18 protein-coding genes are annotated in these 18,567 nt (G+C 66.0%); 3 read left to right on the top strand and 15 right to left on the bottom strand.

The window, feature by feature from the left end:
* Positions 1-15: 15 nt before the first annotated feature.
* The 15 genes from clsB to HPA01S_RS07120 all read right to left on the bottom strand — a co-directional run bounded on the left by clsB (position 16) and on the right by HPA01S_RS07120 (position 15,195).
* Entirely contained in the window at positions 16-1,281 is a 1,266-nt protein-coding gene (gene clsB, locus HPA01S_RS07050) for a cardiolipin synthase ClsB (RefSeq protein WP_066268256.1), read from the bottom strand.
* A gap of 47 nt (positions 1,282-1,328) precedes the next feature.
* The gene (locus HPA01S_RS07055; protein WP_066268258.1) at positions 1,329-2,060 is read right to left on the bottom strand and encodes an endonuclease/exonuclease/phosphatase family protein; all 732 of its coding nucleotides are present in this window, start codon (positions 2,058-2,060) and stop codon (positions 1,329-1,331) included.
* A gap of 22 nt (positions 2,061-2,082) precedes the next feature.
* Positions 2,083-2,541: a dihydroneopterin triphosphate diphosphatase gene (gene nudB / locus HPA01S_RS07060; protein ID WP_066268260.1), complete on the bottom strand. Its 459-nt coding sequence runs from the start codon at positions 2,539-2,541 to the stop codon at positions 2,083-2,085.
* A gap of 24 nt (positions 2,542-2,565) precedes the next feature.
* Positions 2,566-2,877, bottom strand: a complete 312-nt coding sequence (locus HPA01S_RS07065) for a YqjK family protein (RefSeq protein WP_066268262.1) — start codon at positions 2,875-2,877, stop codon at positions 2,566-2,568.
* Positions 2,874-3,260 carry a phage holin family protein gene (locus HPA01S_RS07070; RefSeq protein WP_066268266.1) on the bottom strand — a complete coding sequence of 129 codons (387 nt, stop codon included), beginning with the start codon at positions 3,258-3,260 and terminating at the stop codon, positions 2,874-2,876. The genes HPA01S_RS07065 and HPA01S_RS07070 overlap by 4 nt, the downstream gene beginning before the upstream one ends.
* Positions 3,261-3,274: 14 nt before the next feature.
* Positions 3,275-3,592 carry an ElaB/YgaM/YqjD family protein gene (locus HPA01S_RS07075; RefSeq protein ID WP_066268267.1) on the bottom strand — a complete coding sequence of 106 codons (318 nt, stop codon included), beginning with the start codon at positions 3,590-3,592 and terminating at the stop codon, positions 3,275-3,277.
* Positions 3,593-3,759: 167 nt separating this feature from the next.
* Positions 3,760-5,562, bottom strand: coding sequence for an aspartate--tRNA ligase (gene aspS / locus HPA01S_RS07080; RefSeq protein ID WP_066268269.1), 1,803 nt, complete (start codon positions 5,560-5,562; stop codon positions 3,760-3,762).
* Between the two features lie 48 nt (positions 5,563-5,610).
* On the bottom strand, positions 5,611-6,288 hold the full coding sequence (locus HPA01S_RS07085; protein WP_066268271.1) for a DUF502 domain-containing protein: 678 nt from the start codon (positions 6,286-6,288) through the stop codon (positions 5,611-5,613).
* 8 nt (positions 6,289-6,296) lie between these two features.
* The gene (locus HPA01S_RS07090) at positions 6,297-6,650 is read right to left on the bottom strand and encodes an FmdB family zinc ribbon protein (RefSeq protein WP_066268518.1); all 354 of its coding nucleotides are present in this window, start codon (positions 6,648-6,650) and stop codon (positions 6,297-6,299) included.
* 164 nt (positions 6,651-6,814) lie between these two features.
* Complete coding sequence (gene ubiB, locus HPA01S_RS07095; protein WP_066268273.1) at positions 6,815-8,380, bottom strand: ubiquinone biosynthesis regulatory protein kinase UbiB; 1,566 nt, start codon at positions 8,378-8,380, stop codon at positions 6,815-6,817.
* Entirely contained in the window at positions 8,377-9,012 is a 636-nt protein-coding gene (locus HPA01S_RS07100) for a ubiquinone biosynthesis accessory factor UbiJ (protein WP_066268275.1), read from the bottom strand. Before HPA01S_RS07100 ends, ubiB begins: the two co-directional genes overlap by 4 nt.
* A gap of 56 nt (positions 9,013-9,068) precedes the next feature.
* The gene (locus HPA01S_RS07105) at positions 9,069-10,061 is read right to left on the bottom strand and encodes a Tim44 domain-containing protein (protein ID WP_066268279.1); all 993 of its coding nucleotides are present in this window, start codon (positions 10,059-10,061) and stop codon (positions 9,069-9,071) included.
* Positions 10,062-10,128: 67 nt separating this feature from the next.
* Positions 10,129-10,860 carry a bifunctional demethylmenaquinone methyltransferase/2-methoxy-6-polyprenyl-1,4-benzoquinol methylase UbiE gene (ubiE, locus tag HPA01S_RS07110; protein ID WP_066268281.1) on the bottom strand — a complete coding sequence of 244 codons (732 nt, stop codon included), beginning with the start codon at positions 10,858-10,860 and terminating at the stop codon, positions 10,129-10,131.
* A 20-nt stretch (positions 10,861-10,880) separates the two neighbouring features.
* Positions 10,881-11,294 (bottom strand): gamma-butyrobetaine hydroxylase family protein, encoded by a 414-nt coding sequence (locus tag HPA01S_RS07115; RefSeq protein WP_066268282.1) that lies wholly within the window; start codon positions 11,292-11,294, stop codon positions 10,881-10,883.
* A 22-nt stretch (positions 11,295-11,316) separates the two neighbouring features.
* Positions 11,317-15,195, bottom strand: coding sequence for a DUF3683 domain-containing protein (locus HPA01S_RS07120; RefSeq protein WP_066268284.1), 3,879 nt, complete (start codon positions 15,193-15,195; stop codon positions 11,317-11,319).
* Positions 15,196-15,374: 179 nt separating this feature from the next.
* Here HPA01S_RS07120 and ugpB point away from each other — a divergent pair, with 179 nt between their 5' ends.
* From ugpB to ugpE, 3 genes are all read left to right on the top strand, one after another.
* Positions 15,375-16,694, top strand: a complete 1,320-nt coding sequence (gene ugpB / locus HPA01S_RS07125) for a sn-glycerol-3-phosphate ABC transporter substrate-binding protein UgpB (RefSeq protein ID WP_066268289.1) — start codon at positions 15,375-15,377, stop codon at positions 16,692-16,694.
* Positions 16,695-16,812: 118 nt separating this feature from the next.
* A complete protein-coding gene (ugpA, locus tag HPA01S_RS07130; protein WP_066268292.1) occupies positions 16,813-17,694 on the top strand; it encodes a sn-glycerol-3-phosphate ABC transporter permease UgpA in 882 nt (293 codons plus the stop codon).
* A 1-nt stretch (position 17,695) separates the two neighbouring features.
* Positions 17,696-18,547: a sn-glycerol-3-phosphate ABC transporter permease UgpE gene (ugpE, locus tag HPA01S_RS07135; RefSeq protein ID WP_066268293.1), complete on the top strand. Its 852-nt coding sequence runs from the start codon at positions 17,696-17,698 to the stop codon at positions 18,545-18,547.
* The last annotated feature ends 20 nt before the right edge of the window (positions 18,548-18,567 follow it).

The following is an 18,567-nucleotide window of genomic DNA, read 5'->3' on the forward strand; positions in this document are numbered from 1 at the left end:
CAGGGGGGTGTTCCATCAATACCTGTGGCCGGTCACGAACAAGGTGGCGCGCATGATGCCGAACGCGATGCGGTCCAGCAGGCGCTGCCGCCACGGGCGCTGGCTCAGGGTCTGGGCGTTGAGCACCTGGCCAGCGTGCTGCAGCAAGCCGTCGAGGTAGGTGTGCAACAGTCCGGAGAAACGCCGGTCGTTGGTCATCACATTGGCCTCGCGCGCCAGCAGCATGGACAGCGGGTCGAGGTTGGTCGAGCCCACGGTGCTCCAGCGCCGGTCGATCACCGCCACCTTGGCGTGCAACGCGCTCGGTGCGTACTCGTGGATCTCGATGCCGGCGTCCACCAGCTGCTGGTACACCGGCCGCGCCGCGCGGTACTGCATGAAGCGTTCGTACTTGCCCTGCAACAGCAGGCGCACGCGCACGCCACGTGCGGCGGCCACGGTGAGCGCGCGCCGCAGCTTGCGCCCGGGAATGAAGTAGGCGTTGCAGATCACGATCTCGTGCCGCGCCGCGCCAATGGCCTTCAGGTAAGCGCGCTCGATGTCGTGCCGGTGGCTCACGTTGTCGCGCAGCAGCAGCGTGGCGCGCGCACTGTCCACACCCAGCGGAAAGGGCGAGGTCTCGGGGAACGGTCCCTCCAGCAGGGCCGGCTCGCTCAGCGCCACGTCGGTTTCGATCTTCTGCAGCAGGCGCGTGAAATCGCCCACCGGGCGCGAGGCGCGCAAGGCGTCCCAGGCGGCCTTGAACTCGCGCTGGCGCACCCGGCGTGCCGCCAGCATGCGCCACCAGAGCTGCTCCATGGCCTCGACCATGTCGTCCACCAGCGGGCCCGCCACGCGCAGGGCGAAGTCCAGCCGCGGTGCATTGAGCCGCCCGAGCACGACGTCGTCCTGGTCGTCGATGATGTTGATGCCGCCGCAGAAGCCCACCACCCCATCCACCACGCAGAGCTTGCGGTGCAGGCGGCGCCAGCGGCTCGGCAGCAACAGGCCCAGGCGGCCCAGCGGCGCATAGGTGCGCAGGGTCACGCCGGCGGCGGCAAAACGCTGCACCCACTCGGCGGGCACCTGCGGCGTGCCCACGCCATCGACCAGCAGGCGCACCACCACGCCGCGTTGCGCCGCGCGCTCCAGCGCTTCGGCCACGCTCAGCGCGCTGCCGGCGAATTCGAAGATGTAGGTTTCCAGGTGCACCACGGTGCGCGCCGCGTCCATGGCCTGAACCAGCGAGGGGAAAAACGCCTCCCCACCCTGCAGCAGCAGCAACTGGTGACCACCGCGCATGGGCGCGTGCCGGGCGGCACGCGCCACAGGGGCGGGTGGAGTGGCGCTCACAACAACTCGAGCTCGGCGATCAGGGGCAGGTGGTCCGACATGCGCGACCACACGCGGCCGTGCGGCACATGGGCCGAGACCGGCCGCAGGCCGCGCACGAAGACGCGGTCCAGGTGCAGCAGCGGCAGGCGCGATGGGTAGGTGGCGAGGCGGATGCCTTCGAAGGTGTGCAGGTCGAGCGCCGCCATCGGCCGCAGCAGCTGGGCACCCCAGTCGTTGAAGTCCCCCGCGACGATCAGCGGCGCATCGGGCGCCACGGTGGTCCTGATGTGTTCGCCCAGGCGCTGCACCTGGCGTTCACGGCCGGCGTGCATCAGGCCGAAGTGCACCACGATCACATGCACCTGCACCTGCTCCACCAGCAGCTGCACGTGCAGCAGGCCACGTTGTTCGAAGCGGTGGTCGGACACGTCGGAGTGTTGGGTGTCCAGCACCGGCCAGCGCGACAGCAACGCGTTGCCGTGTTCGCCGTGGCGCGTGATGGCGTTGGTGCGGTAGATCGATTCGTAACCCTCGGGCGAGAGGTACCCGGCCTGGTCCAGGTCGGGCCAGCGGCTGAAGCTCTTCTCGAACTTGCGGTGGTGTCGGCGCACCTCCTGCAGGCAGACGATGTCGGCATCGAACTGCTCGACCGCATGTGCGAGGTTGTGGATCTCCAGCCGGCGGCCCGGGCCCAGGCCCTGCACTCCCTTGTGGATGTTGTAAGTGGCGACGCGCACGATGCTCATGTGCAAATCATGCCATCAAGGCTCAGGCGTGGGAGTGGAGCCCGCCCAGCAGCGGCAACCAGGTCAGGGCTTCTGCATTGGAGGGCGAAAAACAGCGCTCGGCCGCTTCGGGCCAGGGCAACCAGAGCTGGTCGCGGTGTTCGCGCGCGCTCAGCCGCACCGGCAGCGGCGCCGGAATGCACAGGCCGAACAGGTGCTCGGTGTTGTGCGTGATGCCGTCGGCATAACGGTGGCGCCATTGGGGATAAATCTCGTAGACGTTTTCCAGCCCCCAGTCGCGCAGGCTGTGGCCGGCGGCCAGCGCATCGAGCCCGGTTTCTTCCCGGACCTCACGCGCGGCGGTGGCCGCGAAGCTTTCGTCGACATGGTCCTTGGAGCCGGTGACGGATTGCCAGAAGCCGGGCGCATCGGCACGCTCTATCAGCAACACCTGCAGTGCAGGCGTGTGGATCACCACCAGCACCGACTGCGGAATCTTCACGGCGAACCGTTCAAGGTGTGGCGCTCAGCGCACGCGGCGCCGTGGGTTGCTGCTGGTGGTGGCGGCGCGCACGCGCTTGAAGGTCTGCCACATGGACCAGGCGCGCATGCCCAGCCCCAGCCAGCGTTGCGGGCGCGACACCGCCAGGCCCAGGCCACCGGCCAAGGCCACCAACGGGTTGTTGCGCAACCACATCACGCCATCGTGCACGCGGTCCATCCAGACCAGTGCCGGCTGCAATGCCATGGCGTCGTGCCGCATGCGCCGGCGCAGCAGGGTCGAGCGCCGCAGCAGCGCTTCGCGCCGACGGGCCAGGACGATGCCACGAGGGTTCACAGCTCGTCCTTGCTGGCGCGCAGGGCGGCGCTGTCCTGCCGCAGCTCTTCGACGCTGGCCGAGAACAGGCGGGTGCCCGAGCGAACGCGTTCGCGCGCGAGCCAGAGCGAACCACCACCGATCAACAAAAACAGGCCGGTGAAAATGCCCAGCGCCAGCAGGCGGTGTTGGTCCCACAGGGCCACCGTGATGAGCAGCGCGAGCAGCACGACGCCGAGACTGAGGAAGGCCACCGCCACCGCACCGTAGACCAGCAAGGCGCCGACACGCAGCACCTCTTCCTGGGCTTCGATGCTGAACAGCTCCAGCCGCAGCTGGACCAGTTCGATCGCGGTGGCAGCCAGGCCCTTGACGGACGAGGACAGGCGCTGCGGGCTGGCCATGTGGCGTTACCGGATCAGCGGCGGCCGACCAGCAGGCCGATCACCAGACCGACACCGGCTGCGGCGCCAATGGCGGGCCACGGGTTCTCGTGCACGTATTCGTCGGTGACACGTGCCACTTCACGCGTGCGTTCCTTGATGGCGGCCTCGGCATCGAGCAGACGGCTGCGTGCTTCGCGCAGGTTGTCGCCGATGCGTTCGCGCAGCTCAACCACCTTGCCTTCGGTCTGGTGGGCGGTGACCTGCATCAGCTCTTCGGCGTCGGCGATGACGCGTTGCAGTTCGGCAACCAGTTCGTCTTTGGCGGCGAGGGCGTCTTGTTTCTTGGCCATGTTGGACTCCTTGAGGTGTTGGTGAGATTGAAAAGTCATGGTACCAAACACCTTCGTAGGACAACGCTGATTCTGGTCAAGCCTTGGCTTCGCGCAGCACCCTCGCATGACACACAACAAAAAAGGGCGCCCCTCGGGCGCCCTTTTGCATGGCCATCGCGGAACGTTCAGCCGGCCTTGGCCAGGTCCACGTTGCGCAGTCGGATGTGCAGTTCGCGCAGCTGCTTCTCGTCCACCGGGCTGGGGGCCTGGGTCAGCAGGTCTTGCGCGCGCTGGGTCTTGGGGAAAGCGATCACGTCGCGGATCGACTCGGCGCCAGTCATCAGCGTGATCAGGCGATCCAGGCCGAAGGCCAGGCCACCGTGCGGGGGCGCGCCATACTGCAGCGCGTCGAGCAGGTAACCGAACTTCAGCTGCGCCGCCTCGGGCGTGATCTTCAGCGCGTCAAAGGCCTTCTGCTGCACGTCGGCGCGGTGGATACGCACCGAACCGCCGCCCAGCTCCCAGCCGTTGAGCACCATGTCGTAGGCCTTGGCCAGGCAGGCGCCCGGGTTGGTGTCCATCAGGTCTTCGTGGCCGTCCTTGGGGGCGGTGAAGGGATGGTGCACGGCGTTCCAGCGCTGCTCGTCCTCGTCGAATTCGAACATCGGGAAGTCCACCACCCACAGCGGCGCCCAGCGGTTTTCGAACAGGCCGATCTTCTTGCCAAACTCGCTGTGGCCCACCTTCAGGCGCAGCGCGCCGATGGCGTCGTTGACGATCTTGAGCTTGTCGGCACCGAAGAACAGCAGATCGCCGTCCTGCGCGCCGGTGCGCTTGAGAATTTCGGTCAGGGCTTCGTCGTGCAGGTTCTTCACGATCGGCGACTGCAGGCCATCGCGGCCCTTGGCCACGTCGTTGACCTTGATCCAGGCCAGGCCCTTGGCGCCGTAGATCTTGACGAATTCGGTATAGCCGTCGATCTCGCCACGGCTCATCTCGCTGCCACCGGGCACGCGCAGGGCCACCACGCGGCCGCCTTCGGCATTGGCCGGGCCCGAGAAGACCTTGAAGTCCACAGTCTTCATGACTTCGGTCAGCTCGGTGAATTCGAGCTTCACGCGCAGGTCCGGCTTGTCGGAGCCGAAGCGGAAGGCGGCTTCCTGGTAGCTCATGATCGGGAACTCGCCCAGATCCACGTTCAGCTGGGTCTTGAAGACCTCGATGACCATGCGCTGGAACAGCGCACGGATGTCCTCTTCACCCAGGAAGGAGGTCTCGCAGTCGATCTGCGTGAACTCGGGCTGGCGGTCGGCGCGCAGGTCTTCGTCGCGGAAGCACTTGGTTATCTGGTAGTAGCGGTCGTAGCCGGCCACCATCAGCATCTGCTTGTACAGCTGGGGCGACTGCGGCAGCGCGAAGAAGTGGCCGTCGTGCACGCGGCTGGGCACGAGGTAGTCGCGCGCGCCTTCGGGCGTGCTCTTGCCCAGCATGGGCGTCTCGATGTCCACGAAGCCTTCGGCATCGAGGAAGTTGCGCACCTGCATCGCCACCTTGTAGCGCAACATCAGGTTCTTCTGCATGTAGGGGCGGCGCAGGTCGAGCACACGGTGCGTGAGGCGCGTGGTCTCCGACAGGTTCTCGTCGTCGATCTGGAACGGCGGCGTGACGGACGCGTTGAGCACCTTGAGTTCGTGGCACAGCACCTCGATCTGGCCGCTCTTGAGCTTGTCGTTGGTGGTGCCGGCGGGACGCGCGCGCACCAGGCCGGTGACCTGCACGCAGAACTCGTTGCGCACGTCTTCGGCGGTGTTGAACATCTCGGCGCGGTCGGGGTCGCACACCACCTGCACGTAGCCTTCGCGGTCGCGCAGGTCGATGAAGATCACACCACCGTGGTCGCGGCGGCGGTTCACCCAGCCGCAGAGCTGCACGGTTTGGCCCAACTGGGCTTCGGTCACCAGACCGCAATAGTGGGTACGCATCGCCATTTCGCTTCTTCTTTCAACAGGTTCGCAGGCCAGGCCCGCGGGGACACATCAGGACAGGGGAGTGATGGCGCCGTCGGCCGCCACCTTGATCTGGGGATTCTTCGGTCCACCGGGCACGATCACACCCATGGAGACGATGTAGGTCAGCGCTTCGTCCACGCTCATCTGCAGCTCGATGCAGGCGCTCTTGCGCAGCATCACGAAATAACCGCCGGTGGGGTTGGGCGTGGTCGGCACGTAGACGCTCAAGAACTCGTCGTGCTCGGCGCCACCGGGCATGGACTGCAGGTGGCCCAGCACGTCGCCCGCCGGGGAACCGGTGAGAAAGGCGATGGTCCACATGCCCTCGTGCGGCCATTGCACCAGCAAGGCCTTGCGAAAGGCATTGCCCTTCTCGGAGAACAGCGTGTCCGACACCTGCTTGACGCCGGAGTAGATGGAGCGCACCACCGGAATGCGGTGCAGCAATGCATGCCACCAGCCCACCAGCTTGTTGCCGATGATGTTGGAGGCCAGGGCGCCGATGGTGAGCACCACCACCAGCGCGAACAACACGCCCAGCCCCGGAATGTGCATGCCGAAGAGCTGGTCGGGCTGCCAGCTGGTGGGCAGGATGCGCAGGGTCAGGTCGAGCGTGCTCACCACCCAGTCCAGCACCCACAGGGTGATGATCAGGGGCACCAGGACCAGCAGGCCGGCAAACAGCCATTTGCGCACGGAGGGCATGTAAAGGCTCAGTTGCTGCTGCTCGAGGATGGGGTGGTGCTGGCCGGTGCCGGCGCGGGCGACGCAGCAGGGGCGGCGGCCGGGGCCGGCGCAGCGGCGGCAGCGCCATCACCCGCCGGTTTGGCGGCCGGTGCGGACGCGCCGCCATCGGTGGCCGGGGCGGTGGTGGCTGGCTTGTTGCCTTCGCGGAAATCGGTCACGTACCAGCCGGACCCCTTGAGCTGGAAGCCGGCGGCGGTCAGTTGTTTCTTGAAGCTGGCCTGCCCGCAGGCCGGACACACGCTGAGCGGGTCATCCGACATTTTTTGCAGCACGTCCTTGGCATGGCCGCAGGACTCGCACTTGTAGGCATAAATAGGCATGGCGTGGACTTGGGTGGTGGGCAGTGGCGCCCCGGTGGAGCCGGACACCGCACGGTGCCGGATGCTCCCCGTGCGGGACGTGGAACAAAACCGGCCATTATAAATTGAGGGTGTGTCAACCGCCCGCGCCCGGTAAGCGCCCCTGCCAGCCGGCAGCGGGGGCTCTACCAGAGGCTCACGCGCATCAGCACCTGGACCACCACCAGGCCGATCAGAAAGCCGAAACCGCAGTAGATGATGGCCTGCAGCAGGCGGTTGGTGCGGCGCTGCTCGGCCACCAGAGTGTCGAGTTCGCGCCGCAGTTCGTGCGGCTTGTGCTGCAGGTAATCGTGCAGCAGGCGTGGCAGGGCGGGCAGCAGCTTGGCGTATTGCGGCGCCTCGGCCTTGAGCTGCTGCAGCAGCTTCTGCGGGCCGACCTGCTCCACCATCCACTTTTCCAGGAAGGGCTTGGCGGTGCTCCAGAGATCGAGTTCGGGGTCGAGATCGCGCCCCAGGCCTTCGATGTTGAGCAGGGTTTTCTGCAGCAGCACCAGCTGCGGCTGGATCTCGACGTGGAAGCGGCGCGAGGTCTGGAACAGCCGCATCAGCACCATCCCGAGCGAAATTTCCTTCAGCGGCCGGTCAAAGTACGGTTCGCAGACCGCGCGGATCGAAGACTCCAGCTCGTCGATCCGGGTGTCGGCCGGCACCCAGCCGGACTCGACGTGCAACTCGGCCACCCGTTTGTAGTCGCGCCGGAGGAAGGCGGTGAAGTTCTGCGCCAGGTATTCCTTGTCGAACTCGGTCAGCGTGCCGACGATGCCGAAGTCGAGCGAGATGTAGCGCCCGAAGGTGCCGGGCGCGGTGCTGACCTGGATGTTGCCCGGGTGCATGTCGGCATGGAAGAAGCCGTCGCGGAACACCTGGGTGAAGAAGATGGTGACGCCGTCGCGCGCCAGCTTCGGGATGTCCACGCCGGCAGCGCGCAAGGCGTCGACGCGGTTGATCTGGATGCCGTGCATGCGCTCCATCACCATCACTTCGGTGTGGCAGTAGTCCCAGAGCATCTCCGGGATCAGCACCAGATCGAGGCCCTGCATGTTGCGGCGCAGCTGGGCCGCGTTGGAGGCTTCGCGCAGCAAGTCGAGCTCGTCGTGCAGGTACTTGTCGAACTCGGCCACCACCTCGCGCGGCTTCAGGCGCTTGCCGTCGGCAGACAGGCGCTCGACCCAGCCGGCCATCATGCGCATCAGGCTCAGGTCTTTGTCGATCACCGGCCGCATGTTGGGCCGCAGCACCTTCACCGCCACCTCGCGCCCGCCGTGGCGGCCGTCGAGCAAGGTGGCGAAGTGCACCTGGGCGACGGACGCACTGGCCACCGGCACCTGCTCGAAGTGCGAGAACACGGCCGACAGCGGTTTTCCGAAGGCGCGCTCGATGGTGGCCACCGCGACCTCGCTGGGGAACGGCGGCACCCGGTCTTGCAGGTGCGCGAGCTCGTCGGCGATGTCGGGCGGCAGCAGGTCGCGTCGGGTCGAGAGCACCTGGCCGAACTTGACGAAGATCGGGCCCAGCCGCTCCAGCGCCTCACGCAGGCGCGCGCCGCGCGGGGCGTCGAGTTTGCGTCCGGTGGAGACGATGCGCGTCAGCAGGCGGATCCACGGCCGCTCGAAGCTGGAGAGCACCAGCTCGTCAAGGCCGTAACGCAGCACCACCCAGACGATGAAGGCGCCCCGGAACAAACGACTCATGCCGCGGGTCCGTCCGCGCGCGGTGGCACTGGTGTCTCGGTGGCAGCGGCCGCACTGGCGGCGGGCGCACGCGCCGCGAAACCCTCAGGCAGGCGCTGCACGAAGGCCTTCACCGCTTCGGCGGCCGAACGTGCAAAACGCGACAAGGTGTGGGCGGTGGCGTCGCCGACGATGCGCGACAGGTCTTCCTCGACGTCCCAGCGCACGTTGTCGACCAGCCAGGCAACTTCGGCGGCCAGCTGCACGTCACCCTGGATGTCGACCCCGGGCTTCTGCCCGGCCAGCACGCTCTGCGCCAGCGACAGCGGCGAGGTCTGGGTCAGCGTGACGCTGAGTTCGGGCTTGGCATCGGGTGCGCAACGCTCCAGCAGGCCGGCCGCGGTGGGCGCGAGCGTGAGGTGGAAATCACCCCACTGCACCCGCACCGGCTTGCCCTTCTGGCGGCGCAGGCGCTCCTGCGCGATCTTCTCCTGCATCAGCACGTGGTTGAGGAACAGCACGACGCGGTTCTGCAGCTCGTCGACCACCCATTCAGGCGGCCGGATCGCGCCCAGCAGGGATTGCAGGAAGTTCAGCGGTGCCGCGGCGGCCTGGGCGGCGGCGGACGAAAAAACGGGTGGTTCATTTTTCATGACCACCCGATTTTGACGGATAAAGCGCCGCTGCCGGCGCGATCAGCCCGCGAGGCTTATTGCAGGGCCTGCACACCGGCCACCAGCCAGCCGCCGGAGCCGGCTTTGGGGCGGGTGATGTTCCAGACTTCGCGGAACGGATTCGGGCCAGCCGAGGCTTCTTCGCGGATCAGGCCGGAGAACTCCACGCTGGCCATGTACTCACCGTGCAGTTCCTCGATGCCCAGCAACTGGGCTTCGAGCATCACCACCTCGGTCTTGTTCACGCGGCCACCGGCCGATTCCTCGCGCTCGGCAAGCTGGCTGCGGATCTGCTCCAGCATGTCGTCGGTCATCATGGCGCGCAGGGCCGGGATGTCGGAACGGTCCCAGGCGTCCTGCAGGCTCACGAAGTTAGCCTTGGAGGCCTTGAGGAAACCTTCGGCGTCGAAACCGGCGGGCACACCCCAGTTCTGGCTGCCCTGCAGCGCGGAACCGATCTGCGAACCCCCGTTGGCCGCGGTCAGGCCGGCCGGGCCGCTGCGCTCCCAGGGACGCGCCGACGCATCGTTGCCGACGTTCTGCGGCTGGTAGCTGCGTGGCGTGACGGGCTCGAACTGCGAGCGACCAGCGCCCTGGTAAGCCATGGAAGGCGAAGAGGCTTGTGTGCCGGTGGCACCCGCGCGGCGGCGCATCACCATGCCGATGACCGCCATGACCACCATGGCCAGCAGGCCGAACAGCAGGATCTGGCCGAAGGCTTCACCCAGGCCCAGGCTGGAGGCCAGCCAGGCCAGGCCGAGGCCGGCGGCCAGGCCACCCAGCATGGCGCCCCAGGGGCGCTTGGGCGCGGCAGCGGCGGCACCCGCGGGGGTGGCCGGGCGCGCGGCGGCGTTCTGCGACGGGGCTTGCTGTGGCGCCGCCTGTTGCGACGGGGGCGCGCTGTTGCGCTGCGTCACGTTGCCGGACTGCTTGCCGAACGACATCCCGCCGCCCATGCGCTTGGCCCACACATCGTGCGAGCCCAGCGCCATCACGCAGACCAACAACACCGACCACAACTTGTTCATACGCTTGTCTCCATCAAAAAACCAAGGGAAAAACCAACTCTATCCAACTGTCTAACTGCCGACAGGATCAGCACTTGATGCCCACGTGCAGCGCCACCACTCCGGCGCTCAGGTTGTGCACGTCGACATGGCCAAAACCCGCGCCGCGCATCATCTGCCGCAGCTCTTCCTGCCCGGGGTGCATGCGGATGGACTCGGCGAGGTAGCGGTAGCTGTCCTCGTCGTTGGCCACCAGCTTGCCCAGTTTGGGCAGCACGTTGAACGAATACCAGTCGTAGGCTTTCTCGAGCGGTTTGGCCACCCGGGAAAATTCCAGCACCAGCAATTTGCCGCCCGGCTTGAGGGTCCGATGCATTTCGGCCAGTGCAAGTTCCTTGTGCGTCATGTTGCGCAGGCCGAAGGCCACCGACACGAAGTCGAACGAGGCATCGGCAAACGGCAGCTTTTCGGCGTCGCACACCATCGTGGGCAGCACCACACCAAGGTCGAGCAGGCGCGTGCGGCCCTCGCGCAGCATGGCTTCGTTGATGTCGGTGTGCACCACGCGGCCACTGGCGCCAACCTTGCGCGCGAAGGCCAGCGACAGGTCGCCGGTACCACCCGCGATGTCCAGCACCTGGTCGCCCGGCTGCGGGTTGGCCACCGTCATGGTGTAGCGCTTCCAGAGGCGGTGCAGCCCGGCCGACATGAGGTCGTTCATCACGTCGTACTTGGGCGCGACGGAGTCGAACACGCTGCGCACCTTCTGCGCCTTGTCCTGCTCGTCGACGGTCTTGAATCCGAAATGGGTGGAAGCCATGGGCTGGATTGTCCTCGTCTTCAGTGGCTGCCGCAGGCGTGGCCGCCTTTTTCGGGCATGGGATCGTCGCGCTGTACGCCGGCGGCCAGCAGGCGCGCTTCGTACTCGGCCCACAGCTGGTCTTGCTGGGACCCCAGGAAATGCAGGTAGTCCCAGGAAAAGATGCCGGACTGGTGGCCGTCGGAGAAGGTGGGCTGCACGGCGTAGTTGCCGACCGCCGCCAGGTCCACGATGGCCACTTCGCGCTTGCCGTGCTGCAGCACTTCCTGGCCCTTGCCGTGGCCCTGCACCTCGGCCGAGGGCGAGTAGACCCGCATCAGCTCGAACGGAATGCGGTACTCGCTGCCGTCGGAAAAACCGACTTCCAGCACGCGCGACTGCTGGTGCAGGGTGATGGACTGCGGTGTCGGGGTGTTCTTGCTCAATCCGGCCATGGCGTTCTCCGTCAATATCAGGTCAGACCAGCACGCGTTCGATGCCGCCTTCGTTGGCCTTGGCCACGTACTCGGGCAGCCATTCTTCGCCGAGGATCTGGCGCGCCATCTCCACCACGATGTAATCGGCTTCGAGCAGGCCCGACTTGAGGTCGTCGCCATAGCGGCTCAGACCCTGCAGGCAGCTCGGGCACGAGGTGAGGATCTTCACGTTGTCCTTCTCGCCCACGGTACCGGCGGCGCGCAGGGCGGCTTCGCCCTTCTGGATTTCCTCTTCCTTGCGGAAGCGGATCTGGGTCGAGATGTCGGGCCGGGTCACGCCCAGCGTGCCCGATTCACCGCAGCAACGCTTGCTCTCCAGCACGTTGTCACCAACCAGCGCCTTCACGGTCTTCATCGGGTCCTGCAGCTTCATCGGCGTGTGGCAGGGGTCGTGGTACAGGTAACCGCCCTGTCCGGCCGGCAGCGTGATGCCCTTTTCCAGCAGGTACTCGTGGATGTCGATGATGCGGCAGCCAGGGAAGATCTTGTCGAACTCATACCCCTGGAGCTGGTCGTAGCAGGTGCCGCAGCTCACCACCACGGTCTTGATGTCCAGGTAGTTGAGCGTGTTGGCCACGCGGTGGAAGAGCACCCGGTTGTCGGTGATCATCTTCTCGGCCTTGTCGAACTGGCCACTGCCGCGCTGCGGATAACCGCAGCACAGGTAACCCGGCGGCAGCACGGTCTGCACGCCGGCGTGCCACAGCATCGCCTGGGTGGCCAGGCCGACCTGCGAGAACAGGCGCTCCGAACCGCAACCCGGGAAATAGAACACCGCCTCCGTTTCCGCGGTGGTGGCCACCGGGTTGCGGATGATGGGCACGTAGTCCTTGTCTTCGATGTCCAGCAAGGCGCGCGCGGTTTTCTTGGGCAGGCCACCGGGCATCTTCTTGTTGATGAAGTGGATCACCTGCTCTTTTATCGGTGCCGTGCCCAGCGTGGCTGGCGGCGCGCTGGTCTGCTTGCGCGCCACGCGCTGCAGCACCTCGTTGGCCAGGCGCTGGGCCTTGAAGCCCACGCCCACCATGGCGCCACGCACGAACTTGATGGTCTCGGGGTTGGTCGCGTTGAGGAAGAACATGGCCGCGGCATTGCCGGGCCGGAAGCTCTTCTGTCCCATCTTGCGCAACAGGTTGCGCATGTTCATGGTGACATCGCCGAAGTCGATCTTCACAGGGCAGGGGCTCAGGCACTTGTGGCAGACCGTGCAGTGGTCGGCCACGTCCTCGAACTCTTCCCAGTGCTTGATGCTGATGCCGCGCCGGGTCTGCTCTTCGTACAGGAAGGCTTCCACCAGCAGCGAGGTGGCCAGAATCTTGTTGCGCGGCGAGTACAGCAGGTTGGCGCGCGGCACGTGCGTGGCGCAGACCGGCTTGCACTTGCCGCAGCGCAGGCAGTCCTTGACGCTGTCGGCGATGGCGCCGATCTCGCTGCGCTGCATGATGATCGACTCGTGCCCCATCAGCCCGAAGCTGGGGGTGTAAGCGTTGGACAGGTCGGCGCTGCGCAGGCTGGCATCGCCCACCGGCCCCTGGCGCAGCAGCTTGCCCTTGTTGAAGCGGCCTTCGGGGTCGACGCGCTGCTTGTAGTCGGCAAAGGGCTGCAGCTCCTCGTCGGTGAGGAACTCCAGCTTGGTGATGCCGATGCCGTGTTCGCCCGAGATCACGCCGTCCAGCCGGCGCGCCAGCACCATGATGCGCGCCACCGCTTCGTGTGCGGTCTGCAGCATCTCGTAGTCGTCGCTGTTGACCGGGATGTTGGTGTGCACGTTGCCGTCGCCGGCGTGCATGTGCAGCGCCACCCAGACCCGGCCCTTGAGCACGCGCTTGTGGATCGCATTGCATTCGGCCAGCAGCGGGCCGAAGGCGGCGCCGGTGAAGATGCCTTGCAGCGGCGCGCGGATCTGGGTTTTCCAGCTCGCGCGCAGGCGGTGGTCTTGCAATTGCGGGAACAGCTCGTCGATGTCGCGCAGCCAGCCGCTCCAGAGCGCACGCACCTCGCGCACCAGGGCCAGGGCCTGCTGCACGCGGTCTTCCAGCAGCTCGGCGCTGGGGATGTCGCTGGCGTCGTCGGTCTTGCCCAGCGGCAGGTTGCCCTTGGAGAAGAGGGCTTCCAGCGCGTCGGCCAGCTTGATCTTGTTGCGCAGCGACAGCTCGATGTTGATGCGCTCGATGCCTTCGGTGTACTCGCCCATGCGCGGCAGCGGGATCACCACGTCTTCGTTGATCTTGAAGGCGTTGGTGTGCTTGCTGATGGCCGCGGTGCGCTTGCGGTCGAGCCAGAATTTCTTGCGCGCTTCGGCGCTGATGGCGACGAAGCCTTCACCGCTGCGCGAGTTGGCCAGGCGGATCACCTCGCTGGAGGCGCGCGCCACGGCGTCGGCGTCGTCACCGACGATGTCGCCGATCAGCACCATCTTGGGCAGGGTGCCGCGCTTGCTCTTGGTCGCGTAGCCCACGGCCTTCAGGTAACGGTCGTCGAGGTGCTCCAGGCCGGCCAGGATGGCGCCACCGGGGCGCTTCATCTCGCCGAACATGAAGTCCTTGATGTCCACGATGGACGGCACGCAGTCCTTGGGGTTGCCGAAGAATTCCAGACAGACCGTGCGCACGTGCTCGGGCATGCGATGCACCAGCCAGCGCGCGCTGGTGATCAGGCCATCGCAGCCCTCCTTCTGGATGCCCGGCAGGCCGCTGAGGAATTTGTCGGTGACGTCCTTGCCCAGGCCTTCCTTGCGGAAGGTGCGGCCAGGAATCACCAGTTTCTCGGTGCGCACCGGCGTCTTGCCGTCGGCCTCGAAGTACTGCAACTCGAAGGTGGCGACCTCGGCGTCGTGGATCTTGCCCAGGTTGTGGTCCAGGCGGGTCACTTCGAGCCATTGCGCCTGCGGCGTGACCATGCGCCACGACACCAGGTTGTCCAGCGCCGTGCCCCAGAGCACGGCCTTTTTGCCACCCGCGTTCATGGCGACGTTGCCGCCCACGCAGGAAGCCTCGGCCGAGGTCGGGTCCACCGCGAACACATGGCCGGCGCGCTCGGCCGCATCGGCCACGCGCTGGGTGACCACACCGGCCTCGGTCCAGACCGTGGGCAAGGGTTTGTCGTGGCCGGGCACCTTCACCCATTCCACCTCGGTCATGGCCTCAAGCTTCTCGGTGTTGATCACCACGCTCTTCCAGGTCAGCGGGATCGCGCCGCCGGTGTAGCCGGTGCCGCCGCCGCGCGGGATGATGGTCAGGCCGAGCTCGATGCAACCCTTGACCAGGCGCGCCATCTCGGCCTCGGTGTCGGGGCACAGCACCACGAAGGGGTACTCCACGCGCCAGTCGGTCGCGTCGGTCACGTGCGACACGCGCGACAGGCCGTCGAACTTGATGTTGTCCTTGGCGGTCAGCTTGCGCAGCGCCTTGGTGGCGCGCTGGCGCAGCGCGGCCATGTCTTCGAAGGAGCGGGCAAAACGGTCCACCGCCGCGCGCGCGTCGGTCAGCATCTCGACCACCAGGGCGTCACGCCCGGCGTCGTCGGCCGGGGTGCGGCGCTTCTGCACCTCGCCCAGGCGGTGGTGCAAGGCGTCGACCAGTTGCTGGCGGCGCTTCGGCGTGTCGAGCAGGTCGTCCTGAAGGTAGGGGTTGCGCTGCACCACCCAGATGTCGCCCAGCACTTCATAGAGCATGCGGGCCGAACGCCCGGTGCGGCGCTCGCCGCGCAGGCTGTCCAACAGGGACCATGCGCGCTCACCGAGCAGGCGCAGGACGATCTCTCGATCCGAGAAAGAGGTGTAGTTGTAGGGGATCTCGCGCAGGCGCGGCGCATCGTCGGTGGCGGTCGCGAGCAGCGAGAGCGGTGTGGGAGCGTTCATGTGTGTGGCTTTAGTCGCCAGCATGACAGTAGTGGGTCCAAGATGGTACCGCAGCGCAACATACACCCTGGGCCCCTGTGGAAACCCCTGTTGTCACCTTCGGGAAACGCATGTGCAATGGTTTTGATATAAAACAGCCTTAGGCTACGCCTTCCCGTTCATCTCCCGAGGAGCATTCCATGCAAAAGCGTTTCTTCCCACTGGCCGGCGCCCTCGCGCTTGCCGCCACCCTCAGCGGCCCTGCGCACGCGCAGCAGGTCACCGAAATCCAGTGGTGGCACTCCATGAGCGCGGCGCTCGGTGAATGGGTGAACGATCTGGCCAAGCAGTACAACGCCAGCCAGTCCACCTACAAGGTCGTGCCGACCTACAAGGGCACCTACGACGAGTCCATGGCTGGCGCCATCGCCGCCTTCCGTGCCGGCAACGCGCCGCACATCCTCCAGGTGTTCGAAGTCGGCACCGCCACCATGATGGCCAGCAAGGGCGCCGTCGTGCCCGTGACGAAGGTGCTCAACGACGCTGGGTTCAAATTTGACCCGACGCAGTACGTCTCCGCCGTGTCCGGCTACTACACCGCACCCAACGGCCAGATGCTGAGCTACCCGCTCAACAGCTCCACCACCATCTTCTATTACAACAAGGACGCCTTCAAGAAGGCCGGTCTGGACCCCGAAAAGGCGCCCAAGACCTGGCCCGAGGTGTTCGACGCCGCCAGCAAGCTCAAGGCCAGCGGCCACGCCTGCCCGTTCACCACCAGCTGGATCAGCTGGACCCAACTGGAGAGCTTCTCGCTCTGGCACAACACGCTGTTCGCGTCCAAGAACAACGGTTTCGACGGCAACGACGCGCGTCTGCAGATCAACACGCCGCTGCATCTGCGCCACTTCGAGAACCTCGCGAAGGCGTCCAAGGAAGGCAGCTTTGTTTACAAGGGCCGCGGCAACGCGCCCGACGCTTCCTTCCCCTCGGGCGAGTGCGCCATGATCACCGGCACCTCCGGCCTGTACGCCCGCGTGAGCAAGGACGCCAAGTTCGCCTATGGCATCTCCACCCTGCCCTACTACCCGGATGTGAAGGGCGCGCCCCAGAACACCGCCATCGGCGGCGCCAGCCTGTGGGTGATGTCGGGCAAGAAGGCCGCCGAATACAAGGGCGTGGCCGACTTCCTGAACTTCCTCAACGACACCAAGGTGCAGGCCGCGAGCCACCAGCGCACCGGTTACCTGCCGGTGACCACCGCTGCCTACAAGCTGACCGAGGCTTCCGGCTTCTATGAAAAGCACCCCGGCACCGACGTGGCCGTGACGCAGATGATCCGCAAGGCCACCGAGAAATCCCGTGGCATCCGCCTGGGCAACTTCCTTCAGGTCCGTGCCATCATCGACGAGGAAACCGAACAGATCTGGGCCGGCAAAAAGACGCCCAAGGAAGCACTGGATGCGGCCGTGGCCCGTGGCAACGAGCAACTGGTCCGTTTCGAGCGCGCCAACAAGTAAGTTCTTGCCGAACGCCCGATGATGCCCGCCAGACCCCTGGTGAGGCATCGATAGCCCGCCACGCTGCAAACCCAACCGGTTTGCGTCGGGGCGGGTTGTCTTCTTGAAAGACCGAATAATGGAAAAGCGCGTTCTCTTTCGCTCCGCATGGCTGCCCTGGGTGCTGCTGGCGCCCCAGCTGGCGGTGATCAGCATCTTCTTTTTCTGGCCGGCGGGCCAGGCCTTGGTGCAGTCGTTCCAGGTGCAGGATTCCTTCGGTTTCTCGAAGGAATGGGTGGGTTTCGAGAATTTCCGGACTCTGTTCCAGGACCCCAGTTACCTGGCCTCGTTCAAGACCACGGCGTTCTTCTCCATCGTGGTCGCGGTGAGCGGCATTGCCCTCTCGCTGGTACTGGCGATCTTTGCCGACCGCATCATCAAAGGCGCGCTGGTCTACAAGACCGCGCTGCTGCTGCCCTATGCCGTCGCCCCTGCGGTGGCCGGCGTGTTGTGGATGTTCATGTTCTCGCCCTCGCTCGGCGTGGTGGCCTACCTGCTGCGCCAGTCGGGGTTTGACTGGAACCACATGCTCAACTCCAACCACGCGATGACGCTGATCGTGATCGCAGCGGTGTGGAAGCAGATCTCCTACAACTTCCTGTTTTTCCTCGCCGGCCTGCAGTCCATCCCCAAGTCGCTGATCGAGGCCGCCGCCATCGACGGCGCGGGCCCGTGGCGCCGGTTCTGGAGCATCCAGTTCCCGCTGCTCTCGCCGACCACCTTCTTCCTGCTGGTGATCAACGTGGTGTACGCCTTCTTCGACACCTTCGCCATCGTCGACTCCACCACCCAGGGCGGGCCGGGCCGCGACACCGCGATCCTGGTCTACAAGGTCTACCACGACGGTTTCAAGGCCATGGACATGGGCGGCTCGGCCGCGCAGTCGGTGGTGCTGATGGTGATCGTGGTGACGCTGACCGTCATCCAGTTCCGCTACGTCGAAAAGAAGGTTCAATACTGACATGGTCGAACGCAGTCCCACTCTCACGCTGCTCTCGCACCTGATCATGGTGCTGGGCGTGCTCATCGTCGGCTTCCCGCTGTACCTCGCGTTCGTGGCGTCCACCCACACCGCGCAGGACATCGTGCAGGCGCCGATGCCTTTGCTGCCCGGCAGCAACTTCTGGCAGACCTACCGCGACACGCTGTTTGGCGGCGGCAGCGGCCCGGGTTCCAGCGCACCGGTGGCGCGCATGATGTGGGTGAGCTTCGTCACCGCCATCGTCATCACCGTGGGCAAGATCGCGATCTCGCTGCTGTCGGCCTTCGCCATCGTCTACTTCCGCTTTCCCTTCAAGGGCATCTGCTTCTGGCTGATCTTCGTCACGCTGATGCTGCCGGTGGAAGTGCGCATCGGCCCGACCTACCAGGTGGTGTCCGACCTCGGCATGCTCAACACCTATGCCGGCCTCACCATCCCGCTGATCGCTTCGGCCACCGCCACCTTCCTGTTCCGGCAGTTTTTCCTCACGGTGCCCGACGAGCTGGTGGAGGCCGCGCGCGTGGACGGCGCCGGCCCGATGCGCTTCTTCAAGGACATCCTGGTGCCGCTCTCGCGCACCTCGATCGCCGCACTGTTCGTGATCCAGTTCATCTACGGCTGGAACCAGTACCTCTGGCCGCTGCTGGTGACCACCTCGGAAGAGATGTACCCGGTGGTGATCGGCATCAAGCGCATGATCGCTGGCGGCGACTCCGGCAACGAATGGAACATCGTGATGGCCACTGCCCTGCTCGCCATGCTGCCGCCCGCGCTGGTGGTGGTGCTGATGCAGCGCTGGTTCGTCAAAGGCCTGGTGGACACCGAAAAGTAGGCCTCTTCTTCCATACGCGA

It is taken from the genome of Hydrogenophaga palleronii NBRC 102513 (genome assembly GCF_001571225.1).
Taxonomy (GTDB): Bacteria; Pseudomonadota; Gammaproteobacteria; order Burkholderiales; family Burkholderiaceae_C; genus Hydrogenophaga; species Hydrogenophaga palleronii.

Bases quoted from the DNA above. Each gene is read 5' to 3' on its own strand.
- clsB (WP_066268256.1), bottom strand. From the start codon at position 1,281: ATGCGCGGTGGTCACCAGTTGCTGCTGCTGCAGGGTGGGGAGGCGTTT.
- HPA01S_RS07055 (WP_066268258.1), bottom strand. From the start codon at position 2,060: ATGAGCATCGTGCGCGTCGCCACTTACAACATCCACAAGGGAGTGCAG.
- HPA01S_RS07070 (WP_066268266.1), bottom strand. From the start codon at position 3,260: ATGGCCAGCCCGCAGCGCCTGTCCTCGTCCGTCAAGGGCCTGGCTGCC.
- HPA01S_RS07075 (WP_066268267.1), bottom strand. From the start codon at position 3,592: ATGGCCAAGAAACAAGACGCCCTCGCCGCCAAAGACGAACTGGTTGCC.
- aspS (WP_066268269.1), bottom strand. From the start codon at position 5,562: ATGGCGATGCGTACCCACTATTGCGGTCTGGTGACCGAAGCCCAGTTG.
- HPA01S_RS07085 (WP_066268271.1), bottom strand. From the start codon at position 6,288: ATGCCCTCCGTGCGCAAATGGCTGTTTGCCGGCCTGCTGGTCCTGGTG.
- HPA01S_RS07090 (WP_066268518.1), bottom strand. From the start codon at position 6,650: ATGCCTATTTATGCCTACAAGTGCGAGTCCTGCGGCCATGCCAAGGAC.
- ubiB (WP_066268273.1), bottom strand. From the start codon at position 8,380: ATGAGTCGTTTGTTCCGGGGCGCCTTCATCGTCTGGGTGGTGCTGCGT.
- HPA01S_RS07100 (WP_066268275.1), bottom strand. From the start codon at position 9,012: ATGAAAAATGAACCACCCGTTTTTTCGTCCGCCGCCGCCCAGGCCGCC.
- HPA01S_RS07105 (WP_066268279.1), bottom strand. From the start codon at position 10,061: ATGAACAAGTTGTGGTCGGTGTTGTTGGTCTGCGTGATGGCGCTGGGC.
- ubiE (WP_066268281.1), bottom strand. From the start codon at position 10,860: ATGGCTTCCACCCATTTCGGATTCAAGACCGTCGACGAGCAGGACAAG.
- HPA01S_RS07115 (WP_066268282.1), bottom strand. From the start codon at position 11,294: ATGGCCGGATTGAGCAAGAACACCCCGACACCGCAGTCCATCACCCTG.
- HPA01S_RS07120 (WP_066268284.1), bottom strand. From the start codon at position 15,195: ATGAACGCTCCCACACCGCTCTCGCTGCTCGCGACCGCCACCGACGAT.
- ugpB (WP_066268289.1), top strand. From the start codon at position 15,375: ATGCAAAAGCGTTTCTTCCCACTGGCCGGCGCCCTCGCGCTTGCCGCC.
- ugpA (WP_066268292.1), top strand. From the start codon at position 16,813: ATGGAAAAGCGCGTTCTCTTTCGCTCCGCATGGCTGCCCTGGGTGCTG.
- ugpE (WP_066268293.1), top strand. From the start codon at position 17,696: ATGGTCGAACGCAGTCCCACTCTCACGCTGCTCTCGCACCTGATCATG.